General features: G+C 59.8%; 18 protein-coding genes and 2 pseudogenes. 11 read left to right on the top strand and 9 right to left on the bottom strand.

Translation table 11 applies throughout. The features are described from left to right. Positions 1-211: 211 nt before the first annotated feature. The 8 genes and pseudogenes from HF916_RS04140 to HF916_RS04110 form a co-directional block, all read right to left on the bottom strand. Positions 212-1543: an MFS transporter gene (locus HF916_RS04140; RefSeq protein ID WP_168788993.1), complete on the bottom strand. Its 1332-nt coding sequence runs from the start codon at positions 1541-1543 to the stop codon at positions 212-214. 61 nt (positions 1544-1604) lie between these two features. Next, on the bottom strand, positions 1605-2774 hold the full coding sequence (tcuB, locus tag HF916_RS04135; protein ID WP_168787912.1) for a tricarballylate utilization 4Fe-4S protein TcuB: 1170 nt from the start codon (positions 2772-2774) through the stop codon (positions 1605-1607). Then, complete coding sequence (gene tcuA / locus HF916_RS04130; protein ID WP_168787911.1) at positions 2761-4167, bottom strand: FAD-dependent tricarballylate dehydrogenase TcuA; 1407 nt, start codon at positions 4165-4167, stop codon at positions 2761-2763. Before tcuA ends, tcuB begins: the two co-directional genes overlap by 14 nt. Positions 4168-4244: 77 nt before the next feature. Continuing rightward, positions 4245-5180 (bottom strand): LysR family transcriptional regulator, encoded by a 936-nt coding sequence (locus HF916_RS04125; protein ID WP_168787910.1) that lies wholly within the window; start codon positions 5178-5180, stop codon positions 4245-4247. A gap of 192 nt (positions 5181-5372) precedes the next feature. Then, positions 5373-5462: pseudogene (locus HF916_RS50345) on the bottom strand (IS6 family transposase); the annotation flags it as partial. A gap of 358 nt (positions 5463-5820) precedes the next feature. After that, positions 5821-6834, bottom strand: coding sequence for an IS110 family transposase (locus HF916_RS04120; protein WP_168787909.1), 1014 nt, complete (start codon positions 6832-6834; stop codon positions 5821-5823). Positions 6835-7442: 608 nt separating this feature from the next. Then, positions 7443-8597, bottom strand: coding sequence for an IS110 family transposase (locus tag HF916_RS04115; RefSeq protein ID WP_168787908.1), 1155 nt, complete (start codon positions 8595-8597; stop codon positions 7443-7445). Positions 8598-8846: 249 nt separating this feature from the next. Continuing rightward, the gene (locus HF916_RS04110; protein WP_168787907.1) at positions 8847-9866 is read right to left on the bottom strand and encodes an IS110 family transposase; all 1020 of its coding nucleotides are present in this window, start codon (positions 9864-9866) and stop codon (positions 8847-8849) included. A 232-nt stretch (positions 9867-10098) separates the two neighbouring features. On the opposite strand from HF916_RS04110, the gene HF916_RS04105 reads away from it, so the two are divergent. From HF916_RS04105 to HF916_RS04080, 6 genes and pseudogenes are all read left to right on the top strand, one after another. Continuing rightward, entirely contained in the window at positions 10099-10572 is a 474-nt protein-coding gene (locus tag HF916_RS04105; protein ID WP_240975352.1) for an ISAs1 family transposase, read from the top strand. Between the two features lie 611 nt (positions 10573-11183). Next, positions 11184-12106: pseudogene (locus HF916_RS04100) on the top strand (LysR family transcriptional regulator). Between the two features lie 656 nt (positions 12107-12762). Further along, the gene (locus HF916_RS04095) at positions 12763-13080 is read left to right on the top strand and encodes a DUF4148 domain-containing protein (protein WP_168787906.1); all 318 of its coding nucleotides are present in this window, start codon (positions 12763-12765) and stop codon (positions 13078-13080) included. A gap of 794 nt (positions 13081-13874) precedes the next feature. Then, complete coding sequence (locus tag HF916_RS04090; RefSeq protein ID WP_240975351.1) at positions 13875-15194, top strand: MFS transporter; 1320 nt, start codon at positions 13875-13877, stop codon at positions 15192-15194. Next, a complete protein-coding gene (locus tag HF916_RS04085) occupies positions 15191-16078 on the top strand; it encodes an alpha/beta fold hydrolase (protein ID WP_168787904.1) in 888 nt (295 codons plus the stop codon). Before HF916_RS04090 ends, HF916_RS04085 begins: the two co-directional genes overlap by 4 nt. Continuing rightward, positions 16075-17463, top strand: a complete 1389-nt coding sequence (locus HF916_RS04080) for an MmgE/PrpD family protein (protein ID WP_168787903.1) — start codon at positions 16075-16077, stop codon at positions 17461-17463. The genes HF916_RS04085 and HF916_RS04080 overlap by 4 nt, the downstream gene beginning before the upstream one ends. A gap of 36 nt (positions 17464-17499) precedes the next feature. Here the strand turns inward: HF916_RS04080 and gcvA are convergent, their stop codons facing one another. After that, complete coding sequence (gcvA, locus tag HF916_RS04075; protein ID WP_168787902.1) at positions 17500-18426, bottom strand: transcriptional regulator GcvA; 927 nt, start codon at positions 18424-18426, stop codon at positions 17500-17502. 107 nt (positions 18427-18533) lie between these two features. Here gcvA and HF916_RS04070 point away from each other — a divergent pair, with 107 nt between their 5' ends. Genes HF916_RS04070 through HF916_RS04050 form a run of 5 tightly spaced genes read left to right on the top strand, consistent with a single transcriptional unit; the run spans position 18534 to position 25679 of the window. Continuing rightward, positions 18534-19679, top strand: a complete 1146-nt coding sequence (locus HF916_RS04070; RefSeq protein ID WP_168787901.1) for an acyl-CoA dehydrogenase family protein — start codon at positions 18534-18536, stop codon at positions 19677-19679. Positions 19680-19696: 17 nt separating this feature from the next. Continuing rightward, positions 19697-21820, top strand: a complete 2124-nt coding sequence (locus HF916_RS04065; RefSeq protein WP_240975350.1) for an acetate--CoA ligase family protein — start codon at positions 19697-19699, stop codon at positions 21818-21820. Between the two features lie 2 nt (positions 21821-21822). After that, positions 21823-23904: a 3-hydroxyacyl-CoA dehydrogenase NAD-binding domain-containing protein gene (locus HF916_RS04060; protein WP_168787900.1), complete on the top strand. Its 2082-nt coding sequence runs from the start codon at positions 21823-21825 to the stop codon at positions 23902-23904. Between the two features lie 57 nt (positions 23905-23961). Continuing rightward, entirely contained in the window at positions 23962-24711 is a 750-nt protein-coding gene (locus HF916_RS04055) for an electron transfer flavoprotein subunit beta/FixA family protein (RefSeq protein ID WP_168787899.1), read from the top strand. A 32-nt stretch (positions 24712-24743) separates the two neighbouring features. After that, positions 24744-25679, top strand: a complete 936-nt coding sequence (locus tag HF916_RS04050) for an electron transfer flavoprotein subunit alpha/FixB family protein (RefSeq protein ID WP_168788991.1) — start codon at positions 24744-24746, stop codon at positions 25677-25679. The last annotated feature ends 68 nt before the right edge of the window (positions 25680-25747 follow it).

The following is a 25747-nucleotide window of genomic DNA, read 5'->3' as shown; positions in this document are numbered from 1 at the left end:
AGCGATTTCTCGTCCGCCTACCGAGTTTGCACCACAACCAAAACTGGCCGCTAACGCGGCCATGCTGCCGCCTGCTCGCTTGACACCGGCCCGCTAATGGGTGTGGGTAGACGTCAGACCTGGAAGGGAGGGAGTCGTCCATCACAGAGCCGAACGCACTATAGAGTTGATAAAACAACGGGGTCGATCAGCCGCGGGTGTTCACCATCATTCATCCAAGTTTAGCCTGCAGCTCCGCAGCGCCACCGCGACGATACAACACGAGAGTAGCGAAGAACCCGCAAGCCGCCGCGAAGATTAGCCAGTAGGCGGGAGCGGCCTTGTCACCGGTTGCCTGGATCAGATACGTCGATACCGCCGGCGTGAATCCACCAAAGACGGCCGTCGCGAGACTGAACGCCAGCGAGAAGCCTGCCACCCGCACATTGACCGGCATGACTTCGGTCAGGGCGGCGACCATTGCGCCGTTGTATGCGCCAAAGAAGAATGAGAAATAAAGCAGCACCGCCAGCATGCGCAGGAAGCTGGGGTCATGCGCCAGCCATGCGAGGGCGGGATAGGAAGTCACAATCGCTAACGCGGAGACGAACAGCAGTACTGGCTGTCGTCCTATGCGGTCGGAGATTGCGCCACCGATCGGCAGCCAGATAAAGTTTGATACGCCGATAAATAACGTGACGATCAGGCTGTCGGACGTGCTCAGGTGCAGCACGGCACGGCCGAACGTGGGTGTATAGACGGTGATCAGATAGAAGGTGGTGGTGGTCATCGCGACCATCAGCATTCCCGCAATCACCGTCTTCCAGTTTGCGAACATAGCGGCCAACACTTCAGCCGTTGCCGGGTGATGGCGACGCGCCTTGAACTCAGCAGTCTCCTGCAGCGAGCGGCGCAGCACATAGAGAAACGGCACGATCATGCAGCCGATAAAAAACGGCACACGCCATCCCCAAGCACCGATCTGCGCGGGCGACAGCCAACTGTTCAATGCAAAACCGAGCGCGGCTGCAACGACGATCGCGACCTGCTGGCTGGCGGACTGCCAAGACGTATAAAAGCCCTTTTTGCCCGGGGTTGCCATCTCGGCCAGATAGACGGAAACGCCGCCTAGTTCCGCGCCTGCTGAAAATCCCTGCAGCAATCGACCGATCAGCACGAGCGCGGGCGCAAGCAGGCCGAATGTCGCGAATCCGGGGACGCACGCGATGAGGATCGTGCCGCTTGCCATGATCGACAACGTTACGATCAGGCCACGCCGGCGCCCGACCTTGTCAATATATGCACCCAGCACAATTGCGCCAATCGGGCGCATCAGGAAACCAGCGCCGAATACGGCAAAGGTTTGCATCAGCGAGGCGAATTCGCTCGCCGCCGGAAAAAATGTTCTGGCGATATACGTTGCGTAAAAGCCGAACAGAAAAAAATCGAACTGCTCGAGGAAATTGCCGCTGGTGACGCGCAATACTGCGCCCAGCTTCGAGATACTCAGTGCCGTCGCGCCGAGCGCTTGCGGTTGCGGCTGAAATTCGTTTTCGGTTGCCATGTCGTCTCCTAAGTTTTTATCTCTATGCCGATGATCATAAGCTCGGCGCAACGGCGTGGCATCAATCGTCGACAAGGAGCGTGCTCGGCTGGCGTTTTTCGACGGCCCATTTCAGCAGTGCTGCGCTGCGATAGATCCCGTGAGCGAACTTTCCGTACGGCAGGGTCAGGAAGAGTGCCATTACAACGCCGAGGTGGACGGCGAGCAGCAAGGCCATCATCGATGTATCGCGCAGCGTCAACAGTGCGAGACCGCTCGCGCTGGTCAGCAGCAACAGCGCAATAAACCCGCGGTCCATAGGCTTTTGTGCGCTGTCGCCGTGTTGCGGATGGCGTCTGATGTTCAGCCAGAGAAGGCCGGCGGGCCCAGCCAGCAATCCAATGCCCCCTGCGACCCCAAACAGGACCGGCAAGCTGGAGAGTCCATAGGGCGCTTCGAGCTTCAGCAAATAGTGGTAGAGGGTAGCCACGCAGGTCGACGCGAAGCACAGCATGAAGCCGTAGAAAGTGAGGTGGTGAAAGCGGCGCCGCGCGAGCGAAAATGCATCGTCGGCATTGTTACAACCTTCGCCATGGCCGCCGCCGAGATAACGCAAGCTCAGCACGTCATGCGCCGCCTCGCCGATTGCTTCCCCAGACAGCGCGCCCGGATCTTCATTCCGCCAGAAACGCCGAACGCCTATACCAAGCGCGATCATTGCGAACAAGAAGACGACGCCGAACAGCGCGGCGAGCGTGGTGTGCGGAAATACCGCATAGAAATTACCGGCGAGCGGCGGCAGGAACAAAGCGCCTTTGAGCGCCATCGTCAGGATCAGAAACAGTGCGAGTCCCCCTGCCAGCGCGAGCGCCAATGTGAGGCCGTTGCGCTTGTAAAGCGCGCCAAAACCAACTGGCCATGCATAGTCAACGTAAGTCTGCATACGCACCTGCGCCATCGCCTGGGGCACGTTGACGGCGAACTCGTGCGGTGGCGCGTACTGGCACGCATGCAGGCAGGCGCCGCAGTTATGACAGAGGTTCGAAAGGAAATGCACATCGGCGCGGCCGAACTCGAGGCGGCGGGTCATCGCGGGGAACACCGCGCAAAAGCCTTCGCAGTAGCGGCAGGCATTGCAGATCTGCATGATTCGGCTGACTTCGCCTTCGGCGGGCGTCATTGCGAAAGTAATGGGGCGTTCGTTCGAGGCGAGCGCGCTCGCCTCGCGCGTGAGCGTTTCAAGCGACTGCATGACTAGCCTCCTTCGATTTTTGAGCCGCCTTCGCGGCCTGGGTTCCGGCGATCCGCCCGAACGCCGTGCCGATCGCCATGCCGACGCCGGCGGTATAACCCTTGCCCAATACGTTGCCGGCCATCATTTCTCCTGCAACGTAGAGATTGGGGCTTGGCTTGCCGCCGAAATGCACGGCCGCGTGCTCGTTCACCTTCAACCCGAGATAGGTGAACGTGATGCCGGGTCGAAGCGCGAACGCATAAAACGGCGGTTTATCGATGGGTTGCGCCCAATGTGTCTTGGCGGGCGTAATACCCTCGGTATGACAGTCGTCGAGCACCGCATGGTTGAAGGAGCCGACGCGGCATGCGGCGTTAAAGGTTTCGATGGTCTTGAGGAAAACTGTCTCGTCGAGCCCGGTCGCACGCGCTAGTTCACCAAGCGTGTTTGCCTTCGTGCCCGGAAAAACGGGCGGCATGAAGCGGCCGATCGCTTTGGAATCGATGATCGAATAACCGATCTGCCCGGGCTGCTGCGCGACGAGCCGCCCCCAAATCGCATAACGCTTCGGCCAGAAATCTTCGCCTTCGTCATAGAAGCGCTCGGCATCGCGATTCAACATAACGCCCAGCGACACGCAATCGACTCGCGTGCAGATACCGCCGTCGTAGAGCGGCGCACGTGCATCAATGGCCACGCAATGCGACTGCGAAGGGTCTCCGATCGAGTCCGCTCCGGCATCGATCATGTACTTGAGCAGGACACCCATGTTGAATCGTGTGCCGCGGATCAGGAAATTGTCGGCGACCCATTCGCCGTTGATCTGGCCCCATGCTTCACGCAGCCATTCGCGATTGGACTCGAACCCGCCCGCTGCGAGCACGCAACTACGTGCTTCAATACGTTCATTGCCAATTCGAGCGGCGACGAAGTGCTCGCCGTCGAGTTCGATCGCGTCGACGGGTGCGTTGTAGCGAACCTGCACGCCCAATGCTTCAGCGCTGCGGAAGTAGGCGTTGACAAGCGCCTTGCCGCCGCCCATGAAAAAAGCGTTGGTTCGGGCGACATGCAGCGCACCGGAGAGGGGCGGCTGGAAATGCACGCCGTGGCGACGCATCCAGTCGCGGCATGTCGACGATTCGCGGATAGCAAGACGGGCAAGCTTTTCATCGGTCAGGCCACCGGTGACCTTGAGCAAGTCCTGCCAGTACTCTTCTTCCGGATATGCTTCGATAAGCACGTCCTGCGGCGCGTCGTGCATGCAGCGTAGGTTACGGGTGTGCTGTGAATTACCGCCGCGCCACTCGCGTGGTGCCGCTTCGAGCAACAGGACCGATGCGCCCGCCTCACGCGCCATCAATGCGGCGCACAAGGCCGCATTGCCACCACCGATCACTAATACATCCACCATTTTCGACGTCTCCCCCAATTAGCTGGAGTGTAGGACGTCGGGTGTTCGGCCGCCAGCAGGTAGACCTCAACGGGTCTTCACGAATCGTGAAGACCCGGCAGCGTTGCCCCCGCCCATTCGCCGCGCGCGACAAGCGTACGCGCGACATCGGCCAGTACCACGCGCGCCGCGAGGCCGGCAGGGGAAAGTTCGTCGTCGGAAAGACTGACGAGCTGGTTCGGGCGGACCATGTAGCGATCACTGACGGGAACTGCGTGGAATAAAGCCGCGTCGCGGCGAGCGAGTGCTGCGCCCGGCTGGATCGTCACACCCAGTCCGCCGCCGACCGCATCCATCAGCATTGCGAGCCCGTCTATCTCAGCGACAATATTTGGCTCGATCTTGACCCTCGCGAAGGCCGTGTCCAGCAGCGAGCGCAGACCGTGTGGGCCGCTCGGGAGAATCAGCGGCAGATTCGCTATGCGCGCAAGCTTCGCGCTTTTGGTTTGCGGCATCGAGTCGAAGCCTGCCACCGAGATGACGAACAGCCGTTCGCTGAGCAGAGGTGTCGCGCTAAAGCGTTTGACGTTATCGCTCTGGAAAAGGATTGCCAGATCGATCTGCCGCGCGTTAAGCATGCCCGACAGGTGGCCCGAGAGACTCTCTACCATGCGCAAGCGGACATCGGGATAGCGCTCGCGCATGGCACGCATAAAGGCCAGGCCGAGAACGCCGGTCGTGCTCGGCGCCATACCGACGCTCACATGTCCGGAGAGGCGTGCGTGTTGCGCCGCATGCGCGGCGTCGTCGACGTGCCGCAGCGCCAATTGCGCCTGGCGCCAGAATGCGAGGCCCGCGTCGGTCGGGCGCACGCCGTTCGACGTACGTTGTAGCAGGCGTGTCGACAACTCGCTCTCGAGGCGGCTGATCTGCTGACTCAGTGTCGATGTCACCACGCCAAGCTCGATTGCCGCGCGGCCCATGCTGCCGTGCTCGATGACGCGAAGGAAGTAGCGAAGCTGGCGTAGTTCCAAAAAAGTTATCCTTACGATTATTGTTTGAAAGGTCGCTGCGTAGACTGGGAATCGACACGTACGCTGGTGTTTGCGTAACTAAGTGAGCCCAGAGGACCCAATTCCGAACGGTCGGCATAGTGGTGCCTTTGAGGTCGGGCGCCGCAAGATCGAACTAACCCTTGCGATGAGACACAATACTTGATACCTGAAAACGAGATCGCGCAGGCTGCGCTTGTAGCGAAGGTACCAGAGCACGCAGAGAATGAGGATATCCCTGTCAAAATGCCGCCCATCGAACATTCCCTCCAGCCAGGGCAATTTATATGAACGTCCCCCGTTTGCGAAGGTTTTTCGAGTGTTCCGACATAGACAGGATGGGTTGCAGCTGTATATCCGTACATGGACTCCCGCCTATGAGCAAGATCGGTTTGCATTTTGAGGGTCACGACTGCGTCCGTACATTCGGCTTCTGATGTGCTTGCTGCTGCACGAGCCATCATGGAAATTTGCGCGCTTGCTCCTCATCGGCCTTGTGGCTTCGTACTGCAGCCGTCGGATATATCAGGATCTGCAAGCGCCGGTCCGACCGGTTCGCCATGCTTGCCGCTTCTTGCGCAATCGCGAAAGAAATGAAACTGTTCTCGATGTCTGTTGCCTGTTACGCCGCTTCGAAACAACCGTTACCCACCAATATCGCCCACGCAATGCGCGCGGTCTTGTTCGCCAGGGCGATCGCCGCGATGCTCACATGGCGGCGTTGCATTACGGCTTTGATCCATCGGCTGTGACGGTCATCACGACGATGCACGAAGTGCATCACGGCGCGGGCACCCTGTACAAGCAGGGTTCTCAGATAAGTGTCGCCGCGCTTTGTGATACCGCCTAACCTGGTCTTTCCTCCACTCGATCTTTGCATCGGCGTCAGCCCCAACCAGGCCGCAAACTGCCGGCCGTTCCTGAACTGCGATGGATCGCCTACACTACTCACGAGTGCAGTCGCGATGACCGGTCCGATTCCTGGAACGGTAGCGAGCCGTTGGCAAGCTTCATTGCTCTTGAAGATCTCCGCTATCTCGGTGGCAAGTTCGTCGAGCCATTGCTGCAGTGCCTTGAGTTGCTCGAGGTACATCGAGCCAAGCCGTCTGAGCAAAGCGGTAATGGGGGAATCGGGATTGTTGACGAGCTCAACCACTCCTTTTCTTAGTTGCGGAAGCCCGACCGGGAAGATCACACCCTCTTCAGCAAACATGCTCCGGATCTGATTCGATTTTGCTGTTCGCTCCTGGATGAGCCGTTGGCGCATGCGATGAACTGACTGCAGCGACTGCTGTTCAGCGCTCTTGATAGCAACGAAGTGAATGCCTGAGCGCGCCACTGCCGCGCAAATCGCCGCCGCGTCGTTCGCGTCGTTCTTGCCACCAACCAGAAACGGCTTCACATATTGTGTCGGCAGCAAACGGACCGTGTGTCCCAACGAGGTTAGCTCACGAGCCCAGAAATGTGAGCCGTGACAGGCCTCGATGCCAACCAGACTCGATTCCAGTTTTCCGAAGAACTTCAACACCTCGGCCCGGCGAAGTTTCCGCAGTACAACGATCTTGCCATGGCGGTCGACGCCATGAATCTGAAACACGTTTTTTGCGATGTCCAGACCAATAGTTAGAGTAGGCATTGACGTTCTCCCGGGAATTGGTGGGGTAAGTGTCGCCCCGGAGGGGGCGGGAGTCCATCCCATCAGCCTTGTTGCAGCGGGTGTTTTCGCTGCGGGCCCCTTCTATGAGCAGGAGGTTGTCAAGGCCGTTTTACAGCCTCTCTCATGAATCATCGTCATATCCTTCTCCGCGTATGTATGTTGCGGAAGCGAGTAGCTGGGTCAAGGGCAGGCGAAGCCTGGCGCAGCGGACCCTTGACGCCGCAAACGGGCGATATGCTGGCGTATGTTGGCGAGCGCCAGGTGTTGCGCTCGCCAACATGCAAGCTGCATTTTCTGCCGGAGATCACGGCGAATTCTCACTGCGTCACCAATTGCTGCGATCCAATCTACGCTCTTGGTCCGAAGCCGATCATCGCGCGCGTAAGACTCTGACGTCTCACCACCTTCTATCCGCTGGCACCGGGCCAGCCTCATCCTGTATGCGCGTTACGCTGGAACTTTCCCAGGAACATGCCTTATCTATAAAATCGGTCACGTCAGTAACCCAGGGGCCCGACGGGCATATTCACTTCAAACGGTTCGTACATCTGGTTTGACACCTTGCGTGGTCGCCATACCTTGGTAACTCAAACTGCCTTCAGGTTCGCTCCCTCGGGGATCACGCCGTCCTTCAGATAGCGCCACAGTGCAATCGCGAGACGTCGTGCCACAGCGACGATCGCGATCCGCCGCGCTCGTCGATTGGGTCCGGTGCCCTGCGTTCGCCGATTGAACCACCTCGTCAGCGCGCTATCGGGCTGGTAGCGCAGCCAGCACCACGACATCTCGATAAGTAAGGCACGCACGCGCCGGTTGCCTTGCTTGCTGATCCCTTGGTCCACGTGGCTTTGCCCACTGTCGTAAGGCTGCGGCACCAAGCCCACACACGCGCCGACTTCGCGCCGGTTGTGGAACGCCCGCCAGAACAGTTCAAGTGCCAGCCGGGACGCGCCGACCGGGCCAATTCCCTTCAGGCGCGACAGGTCATCGATCCGCTTACGCGCGGGTGCCGACACCATCTCGTGCCGTGATCTCTCTACTGCCGCGAATTGCTGCTCGGCCTGGGACAGCCGGTCGCACTCGCGCAGCAGTCGCCCCCGCAGCTCAGGTGGAAGTGGCGTGCCGTCATAACACCTTACCTCGTCGCGGGCGAGCCGGCCAGCAAAGGTCTTGTGATCGACATCGTCCCAGCATCCGAGCGTGGCCAGTAGTTTGCGCACCCTGTCGTGGTGCTGCAGAACCTCCTTCTGCAGTTGGCCACGCTCGCGCATCAGATGTCGGGATGCCTCGTCCTGTAACGACGGGACGCGCACCACATGCATGCGGTCGCGCTCGCCGTGCAACCGCGCACGTAGGTTCGTGACCAGCTTGATCGCATCGAGTCGGTCGGTCTTGGCCCGCCGCTGATGGCGTTCGACCGGGATGCTCGCTGGATCGATCACGTAGCAGTCGATTTCCTTGAGCCGAAGCGCGCGATAGATCCAGAAAGCGTCCTGCCCAGCCTCGTAGCTCACGACGATGGGCGTGTCCGCTGGTAGCAACCATTTTTCCTTATGCCGTTCGACCAGCTCTAGCACTGCCTGCAAGCGAGCCATGGCTTGTGGCTGCGAGACTGAATGCACGGCCGGCTTCTCACGCCGGCCATCGTGCAGCGCGACTTTCCAGTTTGCTGCGGCAAGCTCCAGTGACACCGCCAGTAGCGGTTCCTCAATACCCGTCGTGAATGTCTGATCCGTGCGCATGGCGCTCTCCTTGTAGCAGGGTTCGACGCACAATCTTACCGATCAATTTCTCGGCAGATGCCCTGCTGCATAGGATCTATGGATTCAGCTGACTCGCGCCTCATTTCTGCACCGAGCTCAAGGCTCTTCGCGCTCTCCAGGTTTGGCGAGTCCCGGTCCTACCTGTTTAGTCATCACATTCGATTGCCACCGCAACCTTTCGACGTATCATCCTGTGTTAAAAGTTAGTCTCCACCGAGTGCAGGCCGGTTAGGCTTGCTTGACACTCACATGTCCTTTTTCATACGGCCGGTCATGGGCCAGCACTGCCCAGATCGTCCGGGCCATCTTGTTGGCGAGCGCCACAGTCACGACATTGGGTGGCCGGCGCTTGCTGATCTGCTCCACCCACGGGCCAGGCTCCTTCGCGTGCGCCAGCACGCTGCGGGCACCGTGAATCAGCAACGTGCGGAAATACGTATCGCCCCTTTTGCTGATACCGCCCAACTGGACCTTTCCGCCCGTTCCCGTCTGGCTAGGCACGATTCCGATGCAGGCAGCAAACTCCCGTCCAGACCGGAACGATTTCGGATCGCCCATCGTTGCGACCGCTGCCGTCGTGCTCAGCAGGCCGACACCCGGAATTTCGGCGACGGCTTTACACGCCTTGTCCTCTTTCAACCAGTTTTTCAGTCGTCGTTCGATGTCGGCGATCTGTCGGTTGAGTTCGGCCAGCCCGTTCCACTGCTCGCGTAGCGAGTCGATCAGCATCGCCGGCAGGCGTTCCGTCAACTTCTCGAGTACGCCTGGCATCGCCTTGTCCAGCGCTGCGCGACTCTTGCCCATCACTTCGCCATACTCCGTCAGCAGACCACGCAGACTGTTGACCTGTGCCGTGCGGAACTTGACCTTCTGCTCACGAATCCGGTGAAGCGCCAGCACAGCCTGCTGCGCTTCGGTCTTTACCGCAACGGCTTTGCTTGGCATCTGTGCAGCCATCCAGATCGCGCGCGCATCTGCTGTGTCGTTCTTGTTGCCCATCACGAACGCCTTGACGAACTTGCCTGGCATTAACTTCACCTGGTGCCCCATCTCGATCAGTCGCCGTGCCCAGTGCTGCGCACCACCGCAAGCTTCCATACCGATCAGGCAAGGCGTGCGGTTCGCAAAGTGCTCGAGAAACGCGGCCCGCTTGACCGGCTTGTTGATGATTTCGCCGGTCTCCGGCTCTACCCAATGTAGTTGCATTACGGACTTTGCGATATCCACGCCGACAGTCGTATGGTTCACTTTGGATCCTCCGGTTTGCCTTGGAAAATCACCATGATCTCTCACCTTGGGCACTCTGGTGCCGTCGGCCCGTGAGGATCCCCCCTTTCCTTACTTCCCCACGCACTCACGGGTGGGGGACGTTCATATCATTTGCATGAAAAATTGTTTACACACAATGAGTTACGAATGGGGGTTATAAACTGTTGCGAAGAAGCGTTAACTCCTGGTTTTGCCAAGAGCTGAGAGTGGTGTGGACGACGAATATGAACCGTTGAGTTTGCAAGACGCGTTTGGGGAGCTGGAGGACCCGCGTGTACGCACCCCGGAGCATGATCTGACGGAAATGCTGGTGGTTGCACTGGCAGCGATCCTGTCGGGTGCCGACAGCTGGGTGGGGATCGCTTTGTGGGGCCAAGGAGAACTGGAGTGGCTGCGCCGGTACCTGCCGCTGCATAACGGGATTGTCTCGCATGACACGTTCGGGCGCGTATTCGCGGCGCTCGATGCGCGGGAGTTCGAGGCGTGCTTTGTGCGATGGGTAAGCGGCATTTGTCCTGCAGTTGCGGGCCAGGTGGTGGCAATAGACGGCAAGACGGTCCGGCGCTCGCACGGCATGGGGCGTAGCGCGATCCATCTGGTATTGGCCTATTGCGGCGCGTTGGGGGCGACCTTGGGTCAGGTCAGGACTGAGGCGGTGCGCGCCCACTGGGCCATTGAAAAATAACCTGGGGCACGTGACGGGAGACGCGAGCCTTCAGGAACTGCTCGGCCGTCTTGAACTGGCGTTGGTAGAAAGCCCAGTTCAGAGATCTGTCTGGAAGTGTCGGATATCAATATTCACCTCGACTCAGACGAGGAGGAAGCGGCCGCACTCACTCGGCGATCTCCGGTCGCCCGTTGTAGTCGGCCGCCAGCGGTCGAAACTTTGCCGCTGTTTTCCTGGCCGGTGTCAGAGATGCATTCACGACGTATCGCATCATCCATTGAGGGCGACCATGCGGGTGATATCGGCAAACGAGCGGCGCGATGCGGACGTGACATCGGCGGCTGACCTGGAATTCATTACGTGAGGCTCCGCAAGCTTGCCTGGCGGTGCTTCCACCTCGTCAATATTATTCGGATACGCGATTTATATCGGTCGATGTGGAGCGGTGTAGCGTTATAGGAAGCGGCCGAGCCGCTAGACTGCACTGTCGCGGCGAGCGGTAACGTGACTGTGCCTGCGCTCAATGCTCTCGCCAGAGGCGTGGCGGCCTGACGATTGTTTTTCAGGTCCTGTTGCAGATTACTCCCGATCTGGCCAAGCGGTCGCGAGGGTCTAAACTTGGGGGGTTTATGGACACGCTACAAAGCATGCGGGTGTTCGCACGGGTCGTCGAAGCCGGCAGCTTCACTGCGGCGGCTGAATCGCTCGATACAACGACCGGCGTCATGTCACGCGCGGTATCGGATCTCGAAGCCCACCTGCGCACCCGCCTGCTGAACCGTTCGACGCGGCGTCTTGCACTCACACCCGCTGGCGAGCGATATCTGCAGCGCTGTCAGCAGATCCTCGCCGACGTCGCCAAGGCAGAGGAGGAGGCGAGCGGCGCGCATGAGCGCCCCGCCGGCACCTTGCGGTTGTTCAGCTTCGCGAGCCTGGGCCAGCACTACGTGCTGCCGGCGATCGCCAGGTATCGAGCCCAGTGCCCGGACGTGACAGTCGAACTGACGATGTCACAGAGTGCGCCGGATCTGTTCGGAGGGGGCAGCGATGTTGCCGTCATTGGGGCGCCTTCGCTTTCTGACTCGGAGATGGTTTCTCACCTGCTCGGCTCGACGTGCAGCATCCTGTGCGCTTCGCCGCACTACGTGCGTTCGCGGGGCGCCCCGGAGAAACCAGGCGATCTCGTGCAACATGAATGCCTGATATTGAACACGCCTGCATTTCCGCCGCACGAGTGGCTGCTCGAAAGCCCCGACGGCAGCGAATTGATTGCAGTTCGCGGCCCGTTACAAGTGAATATCGCTGAGTCGCTGGTTGTCGCCATTCGCGAAGGCATGGGCATCGGCATGCTGCCGCTGTATGCCGCCGTCGATGGTCTGCGCAACGGCACGCTGGTTCGCGTGCTGCCCCATCACACGTTGCAGAACATGAACATTTACGCTCTCTACCCTTCACGCAAATTCATCGATGCAAGACAAGAACATGGGTCGACTTCCTGCGCGTCCATCTGCCAAAAGTCATTGCACGCGACAAGACTCTGCTTACTGGCTGACCGGCGGTGAGCGCTGGAGTTGGTCTCCACTCTCCTGAGGATCGGTTTCGCGCTCACCTCGCATGAAAGGGTGCATCCCGATCGAGCAGCGCGGTGCGATAAAGTGCAGATAGCTCAGAATCCGCTGCATTCGATGACGTCGTCCGCGATTCTCGTGCAGCGAGTCGCCTACGGAGGAGCCCCTTGCTCGTCGGCATCGATCTGATGCATACGATCAGCAAAAGGCAGATGCAACCTGCTCGCGGAACCCATCCGTCCGCGGCTGATCAATTCTACGACCTTGCAACATAACCAGTACTTCGCTTATGGAAGCTGCTTGACTCATGGCGTTTCCCAAAGTCAGCTAACTCACGGGTCTGGCCCGGTGTTCATCGCGCCGTTATCGCGATGCACGCAGGATGCGTATCGGGACGTTGCCACGATATGTCAAGATTCCGACGCGAAGTTGTCAGCAACCAGGACATTGCCAGGAGAGGTGCCGGCAATCGCTGCGCTGTCACGTCGCACAGTACGGGTCAGGGGTTTACCCCAAATCCTGCAACAACTCCCTCCAGACATCGGCCTTAATCTTAAGCATCTGCCTACCTAGACTGTAGTCACTGGTCACGAACAGGTCTGTTCGTAGCAGAACAAACCGCAGTCTGGAGGTAAGTACCATGAAGTCCCTTATTCAAGCTGTTGTCGTTGCCGCTGCCCTTGCTGCTCCGGTTGCCGTGTTCGCTCAGTCGAACCAATCTCTCACGCGTGCGCAGGTACGTGCTGAACTCGTTCAGCTTGAGCAGACTGGCTGGCGTCCCGCTGCCGGTGCCGATCCGCACTATCCGGACGACATCCAGGCCGCCCTGGCCAAGGTGGCCAAGGTGGCCGCACATAAGGGCGCGACAGGCTTCGGCGGCGTCGTGAGTGGCTCGTCGGACGCGGGACGCCCGGCCGTGTCGAAGGCCGACTGGGACGCGATGTACAGCCACCCGTAAAGGTTTGATGCGCGGATGCCGGCGGGGCGTCCTGTTCGACGAACATTGTCCATTACCGCATCGGGAACGCCGTCGTGGCGGTCTTCTTCGGTGTAGCGAACGGAAAATGCAGCTCCACGATCTTCGGGCACCACCTTCGTTCCAACTGGCGACCCGGCCGTCGGTCGCCAAACGAAAAACCAAGTAGTCCACGGTTGACACGGGGCCCCCGGCCGGGTCCAGTCGTCAGCGTCGCCCTGCATGGTGTCCGGTTCTGGGGTCGTCGTTCGTCTCGTGCGTGTGCGAGCTTCGCCGTGCCGCCGCATCGTTCACAAGCCGACAGCACCTGCGCCAAGCCGGGCCGGTTCCCGATCCGCCGGTTTTTGGTTGCGACGGTGGCTCAAATGCACGTCTGGCGACGTCCTCGGACATGCCGTCCCCTTTCTCTGTGCGGGCGATGAGAACGTACGGGCGACAGGAAGTCAAGACGAGCCTGATCCGCACGTCTATCTCAAAGACGCTCTCACACGGTTACCCACCCATCGAGCCGATATCATCGCCCTGCGCTGCCGCATCGCTGGGCACCGGCTGCTTGACAAATCTCGACAAGGCCTTCACCGGGCGCTTATCCAGTGCATTCTGTGGGCGTCCATCCGATGTGAGTTTTTGGAATATCTGTATGAGCGATAGGAACTGTTCAACGACGGGTACGCACGCCAAACTCCTCGCATATAACCGGTCATTGGCACGAGACCCCTTCGGGGCGAGCACGTTTGTCGATGCCGGATCAAGACAATAGCCCTTCAGGAGACATCGTGTCGCACATTCTTCCAACCTTCGCATCGCAGGCCGCAACAACCCGGGCAAACGTCCGCAGTCGTGTCGCCGGTTGCATTGGTCACGCGATCGAATGGTTCGATTTCTCGATATACGCCAACCTTGCGATCTTTTTCGGACCGCAACTGTTTCCGTCGATTGATCAGCGCTCCGCGCTACTTGCAGCTTTCGGGGTGTATGCACTCGGTTTCGTTATGCGGCCGGTGGGCGGCTGGGTGCTAGGGGAGGTCGCAGACCGCTATGGCCGTCGGACCGCATTGACCGTTTCGGTCACCCTGATGGCGGCGGGATCGCTGATGATTGCTGTGCTACCAACCTACGCGTCGATTGGTTTGGCAGCTCCGGTGATTGCGACCCTCGCGCGATTACTGCAGGGAATGTCTGTCGGTGGAGAATTTGCTGCCGCCTGCTCTTTTCTGGCAGAGACTGCGCCGCCAAACCGGCGAGGTTTTCACGGAAGTTTCCTTTTCTTCGGGACGGGTATAGGGCTCATCTGTGCATCGGGCCTGACCTGGGCGCTGACGCAATTCCTAACGCACGACCAGATGCTGTCGTTCGGCTGGCGAATTCCATTTTTTGTAGGGGCGCTGGGGGGGCTGTTCGGCTACTGGCTGCGTACTCGCGTCAGCGAGACCCAAGCTTTTGAACATGTGGCCGAGGAGCAAAGCAGATCCGGCAACGGTCCGCTGCGTACGCTCATGTTGCACCATCGCCGACAGATGCTCACGCTGATTGGTACCAGCATTCTTGGCGCGTTCGGGTTCTATCTGTTCATTGTCTATGTCCCCGTGTATGCGATTCACCGCTCGGGCGCATCGCCTGAAACGGCCTACTCAGCCAGTACATGGAGTCTGATTGCTTTCACGGTGGTACAGCCGCTGTTTGGTGCGCTTTCAGATCGGCTCGGACGTCGACCACAACTTGTCGTTATGGCGGCAGCATACACTTTGTTTCTCTATCCGGTTGTGCTGTCGGTTGGCAACACATTCTGGTCCATCCTCAGGGTCGAGCTATTCGGGATGGTTCTCTACGCACTTTACACATCGATTGCGCCTGCTGTGATGGCGGAGCTTTTCGATACCGAGGTTCGGGCACTGGGAATTGGCCTGCCCTTCAATCTGGTGGTTGCTCTGCTTGGAGGCACGACTCCGTATCTTATGACGTGGTTGCAAGGGCGCCATCAGGAGCAACTTTTTCTGATCTATGTGTGCATCGGATCCGCGGTCAGTTTGATCACTTACCTGGTGATGAGTGAAACCGTAGCGAAGCCGATCGAGAAAAAATCGATGGGATCATGATCGACAGGAATTTCGAAAGACTTGCGGCCACGGCAAAACAGCTGGTCGACGCGCAGGGCACCATCAGCTATCTGGACCAGGGCGACGGAAAGCCGCTCGTACTCGTTCACGGTGGCCATGGTGGCTGGTATCACTGGATGGCAAATGTCGAAGCAATCGCGCAGACACGGCGTGTCATTGCGCCAGACCTGCCGGGGTTCGGCGCATCGTCGAGCCCCAAGGAGATGTTCTCTCTTGAACTGGCGGGGAACCGGATTTTTGATCTGCTCGATTCCCTCAGCGTTCAGCAGTTTGATCTTGCGGCATTCTCCTTTGGCTGCTGCATTGCCGGATACATGGCTGCCCACCGCCCTGAACGGGTCCACAGTCTGACACTCGTCAATCCTGCGGGTATGGGACCGCCCTCATCGACTCTTCGGGGCGTTCAGGATCAGGCTGCGGAGGCTGCCCGCTCAGGCAGCATCGACGCTGGCGTGAAGATTTCTCTCAGGAAAGTCATGCTGTCGGGTAGCGCCCTTGTGACGCCAGAACTGACGGCGTTGACTTCAAGTCACGTCCGCGCGACGCGGGTGCTGACACGACCCATTGCCCGCACCAACCCTACTAAGGCGCTGATCGCTGGCGTTAAAGCGCCGGTGTGGTTGGTACTGGGGACGAAAGATCTGCACCAGTGCCATGATCTGGCTGGTCGTCAGCAATGGATAAGGGATCTTTCACCCGACAACGAAGCATCGGCTGTGTCCGCTGCGCACTGGCTCCAGTTTGAGCGTGCCCAGTGGTTCAACGAACAGATCATCGCCTTTATCGATTCGGGACATCGCGTCTCGCGCGGCCACGCCGATGCGCAGATACATACCCACCAACCCATCTTTGACTCGCCATGACGATACTGGAACAATTTGGAGAATATGTCGCTCAGCAGTATGCCACTGAACTGAGGCCAGAAACGCTGCACGCGGCCAAGCGGGTGCTGATCGACTGGTTCTCGGCGTTGCTGCCGGGCACCCAAACGGCACCCAGCATCCAGCTCCTGCAGGCGCATCGAGGGGAACTTGGCTATGGGAGGTCAAGCCTGCCTGGTAGCGAAACCACCGCCTTTGCGCCGACCGCTGCATGGATAAACGGCAGCACGTCGCATGCCGTTGAGTTCGACGATATATTTCGCGATGCGGTGTATCACCCAGGATGCCCAACGATTGCTGCCGCACTGGCACTGGCTGAAGAGACGCAGGCAAGCGGTCTTTCACTTCTCAAATCGATCGTGGCAGGGTATGAAGTTTCCACACGCATCGGCGCAGCAATCCAGCCGGCACACTACCGGTTTTTTCATACCACCGGCACGGTTGGCTGCTTTGGCGCATCCGCTGCGGGCGTGACGCTATCGGCACCCGGTGACGGAAAGGCTGCGCTCCATGCGATGGCAACGTCGGCCACATTTGCTTCTGGACTTCAACAGGCGTTCAGGTCCGATGCGATGACCAAAGCGCTCCACGCCGGCCATGCGGCGTGGGTGGGCGTGACTGCGGCCCAGGGGGCAGCAGCAGGCATCACCGGTGTGGCAGACATACTCGAAGGGAAAGCCGGTTTCGGTGCGGCGCTTTGCGATTCTCCGGACTGGAGTACGGTAACGGATGGTTTGGGGACCACCTTCAACATTGAGCGGATCACGCAGAAAAATCACGGCTGCTGCGGCCACACGTTCGCCGCCATCGATGCGCTGCTCGAGGCGCTAAGCCAGAACCAATTGAGATGGCAGCAGATCTCCAGGATCACCGTCAGAACATATGCGCCAGCACTCGATGTCGCCGGCATCAGGGAGCCAGGGTCCGCGTTCGAAGCGCGCTTCAGCATGCCGTATGTGTTGGGCCACGCGGCGGTATACGGATCGGTCCGTCTCGAGGCTTTTACGGAAAAGCGCCTGTGGGACAATCAGGTCCGGGAACTCATGAAAAAGGTCGAGCTGGTCGCAGACCCCGAACTGACGCACGCATTTCCGAAGATGCGTGCTGCCCGGGTCGAGCTTCTCCTTCTTGACGGGAGAACCATCGAGGTGTTCGCGCCACATCGTCGTGGTGACCCGGAATCGCCGCTGAGCGATGACGATATCAACGAAAAGTTCATTGAGTTAGCGGAGCCCGTGATCGGTTCGCAGGCGGCCGCAACGATGCTTGCGAACCTCTGGCGTATGGATGAACTGGGCACATCAGATCTGCACCTTGCCGACCTGCTTCCGCAGGGGCTTAAGCGTAACCTCTACTATCGTCAGTAAGCCGCTTCGAGCGGGCGGCATGCTGTGCCCGCCAGTTCAGACGTGCGTCCCGCCGTAACCGGCGGGCATCGCTGCGATCTCTGCGCGAAGCCAGGAGCGGAACGCATCGACATTGCGGGAGTGTCTCCTGTTGTCCGGAATGAGCAGATAGTAGGCCAGGTTCCGCGACACGGGTCTCTCGAAAGGACGTACCAGTGTGCCTGCGGCAAGGTCATTTGCAAGAAGCTCCAGTTGCCCCATGACAATTCCCATGCCCTCGATAGCCGCCTGATAGGCGAGCAGAGAATTCTGGAAGCCCCCGCGCTGACGGCTGACAAGTTCCTCAAGATCGCTCCGTCCTACGGCGCGCAGCCAGTCAAACCAGTCGTGCCGACGATATCGGGATTGCAACAGACGATGCTTCGCCAGGTCATCGATCGATGCCAGCGGCGGTCCGGTGCGCAGGAGTGCAGGACTGCAGACAGGTTCGATCACATCTTCAAACAGCCGCTCGCAATTGATGCCTGGCCAGTTTCCGTCGCCGAACTGTATGGCTGCATCGACCTGCACTTCGTTGAAATTGATCTTCGCGACGGTCGTGCTGAGTTCGACCGGTATAGCCGGATATGCCTGTTCAAATCGATGTAAGCGGTGCATCAGCCATTTCGCGGCAAAGGTGTTGTAGACCGAGAGGCGAAGGGGTTCGCCCTCAAGGCGTCCGACGATCGCCTCGGTTGCAGTAACGATTGACGAGAAAGCCGGACCAACCTGCCTGTAATAGGCAGCCCCGACTTTCGTCAGCTTCACGCCCCTTGGTCCCCGCTCGAAAAGACTGACACCCAGATACTGTTCCAGCGTGGTGAGTTGTCTGCTTACTGCCGAGTGCGTGACGCACAACTCCACCGCCGCACTGGTGAGACTGCCCAGTCGCGCCACCGATTCGAAGACGTGCAGGGGATTGAGAGGAGGGACGACTCGGGGCATGCGGTGTTCCAAAAAGTCATAGAACCGTACCGTATGCGAAGTAGTGTGTCAATCGATCGACTGCAATAATCAATCTCATAGCAGTTCCACGATGAGAGGGGAAAAAAGTGAATTTCGCACTTACAGAGGACCAGAACGCGTTCGCCGATGCTGTGCAGCGATTTGCGCGAGACACGCTGGCAGAAGGCGCGCTCAAGCGTGCGCACCATGCTGGTTTCGACTTCGATGTTGCGCGGAAACTTGCTGAGCAGGGCCTGCTTGGTATCACCATGAAGGAGGAGGATGGTGGCCAGGGCGGCACGCTGATGGACGCGGTCATTGCAATTCAGGAAATTGCACTGATCTGTCCCAAGAGCGCGGACATAGTGCAGGCTGGTAACTTCGGCCCGATCCGCACGTTCGTCGAGTATGCGACGCCCGACCAGAAGAAACGTTATCTGAAGGATCTGCTCGGTGGCCGCAAGGTCATCGCGCTTGGCATGACGGAGCCGGGCGCAGGCTCGGCCGTGACGCAGCTCAAGACGTCGGCTCGCAAGGAAGGCGACGAGTACGTAATCAATGGCACGAAGATTTTCTCGACGCACAGCCCCGACGCTGACCTTTTCCTCGTCTATTGCCGTTTCGGTCCGGGTGTCGAGAACATCGGCTCGGTTCTGATCGAGAAAGGCACGCCGGGCTTTACGGTTGGGCAGCCATCCAGCTTCATGAGCGGCGAGGAATGGTCGCAACTCTATATCGAGGAGTGCAGAATTCCTGCGGAAAATGTGCTGCTTGGGCCGGGTGGTTTCAAGAAGCAGATTGCTGGCTTTAACGTCGAGCGGGTGGGTAACGCGTCGCGCGCACTGGCGCTCGGGCGGTACGCGTTCAATACAGCCCGGGATTATGCGCTGATGCGCGAGCAGTTCGGCCGGCTGATCTGCGAATTTCAGGGTATCCAGTGGAAGTTCGCTGACATGGCCTTGAAACTCGAAGCGTCGCAACTGCTCCTCTATCGCGCGGCCAATGTTCCGAATGGCGAATTGCCGACGGCACACAATACGGCGCTCGCAAAACTGCACTGCAACCTCACAGGATTCGATGTTTCGAACGAGGCGCTTCAGGTGATGGGTGGCATGGGTTATAGCCAGGAATCGCTGGTTGAATACTGCGTGCGCCGAACGCGCGGCTGGATGATCGCAGGTGGGTCGATCGAGGTATTGAAGAATCGTATCGCCGAGCATGTGTTCCAGCGCCGGTTCGATCAGCGCAAGTAACGGGAAAGGCGTCTAACATGGAAAAGAGCATTATGTCCAAGGTCGGTTCGCAGCGTAAGTCGCTGGCAGAAGTTCTTCTGGCGCCGCGCAGCGTGGCGCTCGTGGGGGCATCGGACGATCCCTCGAAAACGGCCGCGCGACCACTCCGTTTCATCAGGCAGGCAGGCTTCGACGGAGACGTGTACCCGATCAATCCGAACCGCGACACTGTGCTCGGAGAGCGCGCGTGGCGCAGCATCTCCGAGTTGCCGGTCGTTCCCGATCACGCATTCATTCTCACACCCACCGACGCGGCGATCGATGCCCTTCAGGAATGTGCCGAGCTTGGCGTACCCGTAGCAACAATCCTGGCAGCTGGCTTCTCGGAAAGCGGGGCCGAGGGTGAAGCACGCGAGGAGCGTGTCCGGGAGATCGTCAGGCGCACCGGCATTCGCGTGCTGGGCCCAAGTGGCCTCGGCATGGTGAACGTGCGCCGGAAGCTGGCGTTGACAGCCAATGCGGCTTTCGCGGAACCCGACTTGCCCGTCGGTGGTCTGTTTGTCGCGTCGCACAGCGGCAGCATGATCGGTGCGCTCGTATCCAGGGGCAAAGCGCGCGGTGTCGGCTTTGCAGGCCTCGTTTCCGTCGGCAACGAAGTGGATCTGAGCGTGGGAGAAATCTGCGCGGCAACGCTGGACGATCCGGATGTCACGGGCTACATGCTTTTCCTGGAAACGCTTCGGCACGCCGACAAGCTGAGGCAGTTTGCCATTCAGGCCGCACAACGCGGAAAGCCGATCGTTGCGTACAAGCTGGGCCGCTCGAGCGCGGCTGCAGAACTGGCTGTCTCGCATACTGGAGCGCTGGCGGGCGAAGACGACGTCGCGGATGCATTCCTGAAAGACTGCGGCATTGCGCGCGTTGAGACACTCGACGCGTTTCTCGAGAGCTCGCCGTTACTCGCTCGAATTCCCGTGGCACAAACATCACTCTCGGCGAAGCCCCGGGTCGCCGTCGTGACGACCACCGGTGGGGGTGCCGCGATGGTGGTCGATCAGCTCGGCGTTCGCGACATCGACGTCCAGCACCCCAGCGCGGATACGTTTGCCCGCCTTGCTGCGGCAGGGGTGAAGGTCAGCCACGGCCGCATCGTGGATCTGACGCTTGCGGGTACGCGTTATGACGTCATGAGTGCTGCCCTTGACGTTCTGCGTTCGGCACCCGAGTTCGATCTGGTCGTGGCGGTTGCGGGTTCGTCGGCAAGGTTCTCACCGGAGCTGGCAGTGCGCCCGATCCTCGATAGCGCATCGAAGTCGCCGGAGCTCCTGCCGCTAGCCGCCTTCGTGGTGCCGGACGCCCCCGAGGCGCTGTTGCGCCTGACGGCAGGCGGTGTTCCGTGCTTCCGCGCGCCGGAATCGTGCGCGGATTCGATAGCCGCAGCCTATGCGCGGCGAATGCCCAGCCCGATGCCCGCTATGCCCGCGAGCGAATCGAGCGATACCACGCGTCTTCTCGACGAGCTTGAGGCCTACGAGTTGCTGACAAAGGTGGGCGTGGCCCACGCTCCGGCCGTTGCAGTCGACGCAGCAAACGGAAGCGCGATCCCTGACGATTTGCCCTATCCCCTCGCCGTGAAGGTGCTGTCTGCCGACGTGCCGCACAAGACGGATGTGGGCGGCGTCGAGCTGGGTGTGCGCGACAAGGATCAGCTCAGAACCGCGATCGAGAAAATCCGGACCAGCGTTTCAGCCAATGTCGACGGATTTGAGCTCGAACGCGTGCTGGTGCAGCAGATGACAAAAGGTCTGGGTGAGGTCCTTATCGGATATCGCCGTGACCCGCAGGTTGGTCCGGTCGTGATGCTGGCTGCGGGGGGAGTCCTTACCGAAATCTACCGGGATCGGGCGTTACGTCTTGCACCCGTTAGCCGCGAGACGGCGCTCGAGATGATTGCAGAAGTGAAGGCAATGCGTGCGCTCGACGGATATCGCGGCAAGCCCCGCGGTGACCTCGACGCGCTGGCCGATGCGATTGTGTGCGTCTCGAAGCTGGCCACGCTCACGGATGTGACCGTAATCGAGGCAGAAGTGAATCCGGTTATGGTGCTCGAGCAGGGTAACGGCGTCGTTGCTGTAGATGCTCTCGTGAAGACTGGGAACTAGCAATGGATACATCGTTGAGCGCGGCGCCCGGGGAAAAATCCCGCGCAGTCCGCCAGGAAAAGCACGGTGACGTCGGGTTCCTCGTCATCGATAACCCACCCGTCAACGCAAGCTCCGTGGAAGTTCGGCGCGGGTTGCTCGAAGGCATCCGTACGTTCTCGCGCGACACGTCACTTGCCGGGATCGTGATTATCGGCGACGGAAATACGTTCATCGCAGGGTCCGACATTCGCGAATTCGACGCGCCGATCGAGGATCCGTCGTTGCCTGACGTCATTCTCGCCATTGAGGCCGTATCCTTGCCCGTGGTCGCGGCCATTCACGGTACCGCGCTCGGTGGCGGCTTTGAGCTGGCGTTGGGATGCGACGGACGAATGGCAGTGACAGGGGCCGTCATGGGACTGCCCGAGGTGAGTCTTGGCATGATTCCGGGTGCGGGGGGGACCCAGCGGGTTGCGTTCATCGCAGGAAAAGCCACAGCGATAGAGATCGTGACCTCATCGCGTCGCCTCACGTCGTTGGAGGCGCTGGAACTCGGTCTGGTCGATCAGGTGGTCGAAGATGATCTGCCTGAGGCTGCGGCGGCTTTCGTGCGGTTCTTTGACGGAAAGAAGCGGCGCGTGCGCGATCGCCGGATGCCCGACGCTGTGGCCGATGACGTTGAAGCCGTCACCACCGCAGCCTTGAGGCTACGTCGGCAGTTGCCACATATCCAGCAGGCGATCGACGCGGTCAACATGGCGGGGACGGTGCCGTTTGACGAAGCACTCTCACGGGAACGCTCGATATTCAACGAGTTGCGCACGAGTGTCGGGGCTCGGGCCTTCCGCCACCTTTTTTTTGCGGAGCGAAGCTGTCTGCGTGCATGCAACGGGGGGCGTCCGGGCGGTGCAGCTATCCGCAAGGTCGGCGTAGTGGGCGCTGGGACGATGGGCGTCGGCATTGCCGGCTGCTTTGCGGACGCCGGGTACGAAGTCATCCTGTTCGATACCAGTGCCGAGGCGCTTGCTGGAGTCCACAGCAAGCTGGAGCGGGCCTACAAAGCGCAGGTGCGCAAAGGCAAACTCGACGAGCATGAAATGCGCGATCGCCTCGCCCGGGTTCATCCGGTCAATGATCTCGTGCAACTGAATGAGGTCGACCTTGCTGTGGAAGCGGTGTTCGAAGACTTCGACGTGAAGCGCGATATCATGCGGCGTCTGCACGAAGTGCTGCCCAGCGGAGCCATTCTCGCATCGAACACGTCATATCTCGATCTCAACAGACTTGCCCGGGAAGCCGGCCGTCCGGAGCAGACCATCGGTTTGCACTTCTTCAGTCCGGCACAGACCATGCGCCTGCTTGAAATAGTCGAAACAGACCAGACGAGCGCAGCGGTTGTCGATACCGCGATCGCAATCGCGAAGCGACTGGGAAAGGTTCCTGTCGTCGCGCGTGTGGCGGAAGGCTTTATCGGCAACCGGATCTATGCCGCTTACCGGAAGCAGTGTGAATACATGATAGAAGAGGGGGCTTCGCCCGAGGAGATCGACGCAGCACTTGAAGAGTTTGGCTTCGCGATGGGCCCCTTTGCCGTGTCAGATCTGTCGGGACTGGACATTGCGTGGAAGATGCGACAGCGACTCAATGTCGTCAGCAAGCCGAGCCGCTACGTGACGATTCCGGATGCGTTATGCGAAGCGGGCCGATTTGGCCGCAAGACAAACGCCGGCTACTACCGGTATGAACCTGGAGGACGGCGGGGTGCTCCCGATCCAGCGGTTCATTCGATTATTGCGACGGAGCGCGAAAAAAAGGGAATCGCCGCTCGCGCGCTGAGCCGGGAAGAGATCGTCGAACGCGCGATGGCCGCGATCATCAACGAGGCGGCCAGAGTGATCGAAGAGGGTACGGCTTCGCGAACGAGTGACATCGATATTGCGCTTGTCCATGGATACGGGTTTCCCAGGCACCGCGGCGGCCCGCTGTTCTGGGCACAGCAAACTGGTGCTGACAAGGTCTACCAGATGGTGCACCGATTGCGAGTCGCAACAGGTCCAGACTTCGTCGAAGGCGATATCGGACTGGTTCTGTCGAAGCACTGACTCAAAGGTGGCGATCTGGACGATCGCCAGGAAAAATTGGCTGGCGGAGGTGGTGTTGTGAAAGTTCTCGTGGCAGTGAAGCGTGTGGTCGATGCCAATGTGAAGGTCGGCGCGAAATCAGACGGCACGGGCGTCGACATTGCGAACGTGAAGATGTCGATGAATCCGTTCGATGAGATCGCAGTCGAAGAAGCCGTGCGTTTGCGCGAAGCGGGCGTTGCGACCGAAGTGATCGCCGTGTCGGCAGGCGTCGCGCAGGCGCAGGAGACGCTGCGTACGGCGCTGGCGATCGGCGCGGATCGCGCGATCCTGATCGAGTCGAATGAAGATCTGCAGCCGCTGGCGGTCTCCAAGTTGCTGAAGGCGCTGGTCGACAAGGAACAGCCGCAACTGGTCATTCTTGGCAAGCAGGCCATTGACAACGATTCGAACCAGACCGGCCAGATGCTCGCCGCTTTGGCGGGATTGCCACAAGCGACGTTCGCGTCGAAGGTGGTCGTGGCTGACGGTAAAGCTACGGTCTCCCGCGAAGTCGACGGCGGCGCTGAAACGCTGTCGCTGACGCTGCCCGCAGTGGTCACCACCGATCTGCGCCTGAACGAGCCGCGTTACGTGACGCTGCCGAACATCATGAAGGCAAAGAAGAAGCCGCTGGCAACGATCAAGCCGGAAGACCTCGGCGTTGACGTGACGCCGCGCCTGAAGACGCTGAAAGTCGCCGAGCCGCCGAAGCGCTCAGCCGGTGTGAAGGTGCCGGATGTGAAGACGCTGGTCGAGAAGCTGAAGACCGAAGCCAAGGTGCTCTAAGGACAACGCAGGAGACGGACGAAATGACGAATCTGGTGAATCTTGTAATAGCAGAACACGATAACACGTCGATCAAGGCCGCGACCCTGAACACGATCGCAGCGGCGCAGAAAATTGGCGGCGACATTCACGTGCTGGTGGCGGGTCACAATGCGCAAGCTGCAGCAGACGCGGCTGCGAAGATCGCAGGCGTGTCGAAGGTGTTGCTGGCCGACGCCGCGCAACTTGAAGCGGGCCTTGCGGAAAACGTCGAAGCGACCGTGATGAACATCGCGAAGGACTACACGCACATCCTCGCGCCGGCGACCGCCTACGGCAAGAACATCACGCCGCGTATCGCCGCGAGGCTCGACGTCGCGCAGATCAGCGACATCACCGCAGTAGGCAGCGCCGACACGTTCGAACGTCCGATCTACGCAGGCAATGCAATCGCAACGGTGCAATCGGCTGATCTGATCAAGGTCATCACGGTGCGCACGACGGGTTTCGACGCAGTCGCAGCCGAAGGCGGCAGCGCGAGCGTGGAGAAGATCGAAGCAGCAGCCGACGCTGGCATTTCGCAATTCGTGAGCCGCGAAGTGACGAAGCTGGATCGTCCGGAACTGACGTCGGCGAAGATCATCGTCTCGGGTGGCCGCGGTCTGGGCAACGGCGAGAATTACACGAAGGTGCTGGAGCCGCTAGCGGACAAGCTGAACGCGGCGCTGGGCGCATCGCGTGCAGCAGTCGACGCGGGCTTCGTACCGAACGATTATCAGGTTGGCCAGACTGGCAAGATCGTCGCGCCGCAACTGTACATGGCCGTCGGCATCTCGGGTGCGATCCAGCATCTGGCCGGGATGAAGGACAGCAAGGTCATCGTCGCGATCAACAAGGACCCGGAAGCGCCGATTTTCAGCGTCGCCGACTATGGTCTGGCGGGCGATCTGTTCACGGTCGTGCCCGAACTGGTGGCGGCTATCGGCTGAAGCGGCCCAACCACGCCGACTCATTAAATTAGACCAACAAGAAGCGATCGTGACGTTTCGGTGTTTCA

The sequence above is a fragment of the Paraburkholderia aromaticivorans genome (genome assembly GCF_012689525.1).
GTDB lineage: Bacteria > Pseudomonadota > Gammaproteobacteria > Burkholderiales > Burkholderiaceae > Paraburkholderia > Paraburkholderia aromaticivorans_A.
The sequence above is the reverse complement of the archived record's forward strand: the minus strand, read 5'-3'. Positions and strand labels throughout refer to the sequence as shown.

Coding starts and splice junctions, on each gene's coding strand:
- tcuB (WP_168787912.1), bottom strand. CDS start 2,774: ATGCAGTCGCTTGAAACGCTCACGCGCGAGGCGAGCGCGCTCGCCTCG.
- HF916_RS04120 (WP_168787909.1), bottom strand. CDS start 6,834: ATGCCTACTCTAACTATTGGTCTGGACATCGCAAAAAACGTGTTTCAG.
- HF916_RS04140 (WP_168788993.1), bottom strand. CDS start 1,543: ATGGCAACCGAAAACGAATTTCAGCCGCAACCGCAAGCGCTCGGCGCG.
- tcuA (WP_168787911.1), bottom strand. CDS start 4,167: ATGGTGGATGTATTAGTGATCGGTGGTGGCAATGCGGCCTTGTGCGCC.
- HF916_RS04095 (WP_168787906.1), top strand. CDS start 12,763: ATGAAGTCCCTTATTCAAGCTGTTGTCGTTGCCGCTGCCCTTGCTGCT.
- HF916_RS04115 (WP_168787908.1), bottom strand. CDS start 8,597: ATGCGCACGGATCAGACATTCACGACGGGTATTGAGGAACCGCTACTG.
- gcvA (WP_168787902.1), bottom strand. CDS start 18,426: ATGCCCCGAGTCGTCCCTCCTCTCAATCCCCTGCACGTCTTCGAATCG.
- HF916_RS04060 (WP_168787900.1), top strand. CDS start 21,823: ATGGATACATCGTTGAGCGCGGCGCCCGGGGAAAAATCCCGCGCAGTC.
- HF916_RS04085 (WP_168787904.1), top strand. CDS start 15,191: ATGATCGACAGGAATTTCGAAAGACTTGCGGCCACGGCAAAACAGCTG.
- HF916_RS04080 (WP_168787903.1), top strand. CDS start 16,075: ATGACGATACTGGAACAATTTGGAGAATATGTCGCTCAGCAGTATGCC.
- HF916_RS04065 (WP_240975350.1), top strand. CDS start 19,697: ATGGAAAAGAGCATTATGTCCAAGGTCGGTTCGCAGCGTAAGTCGCTG.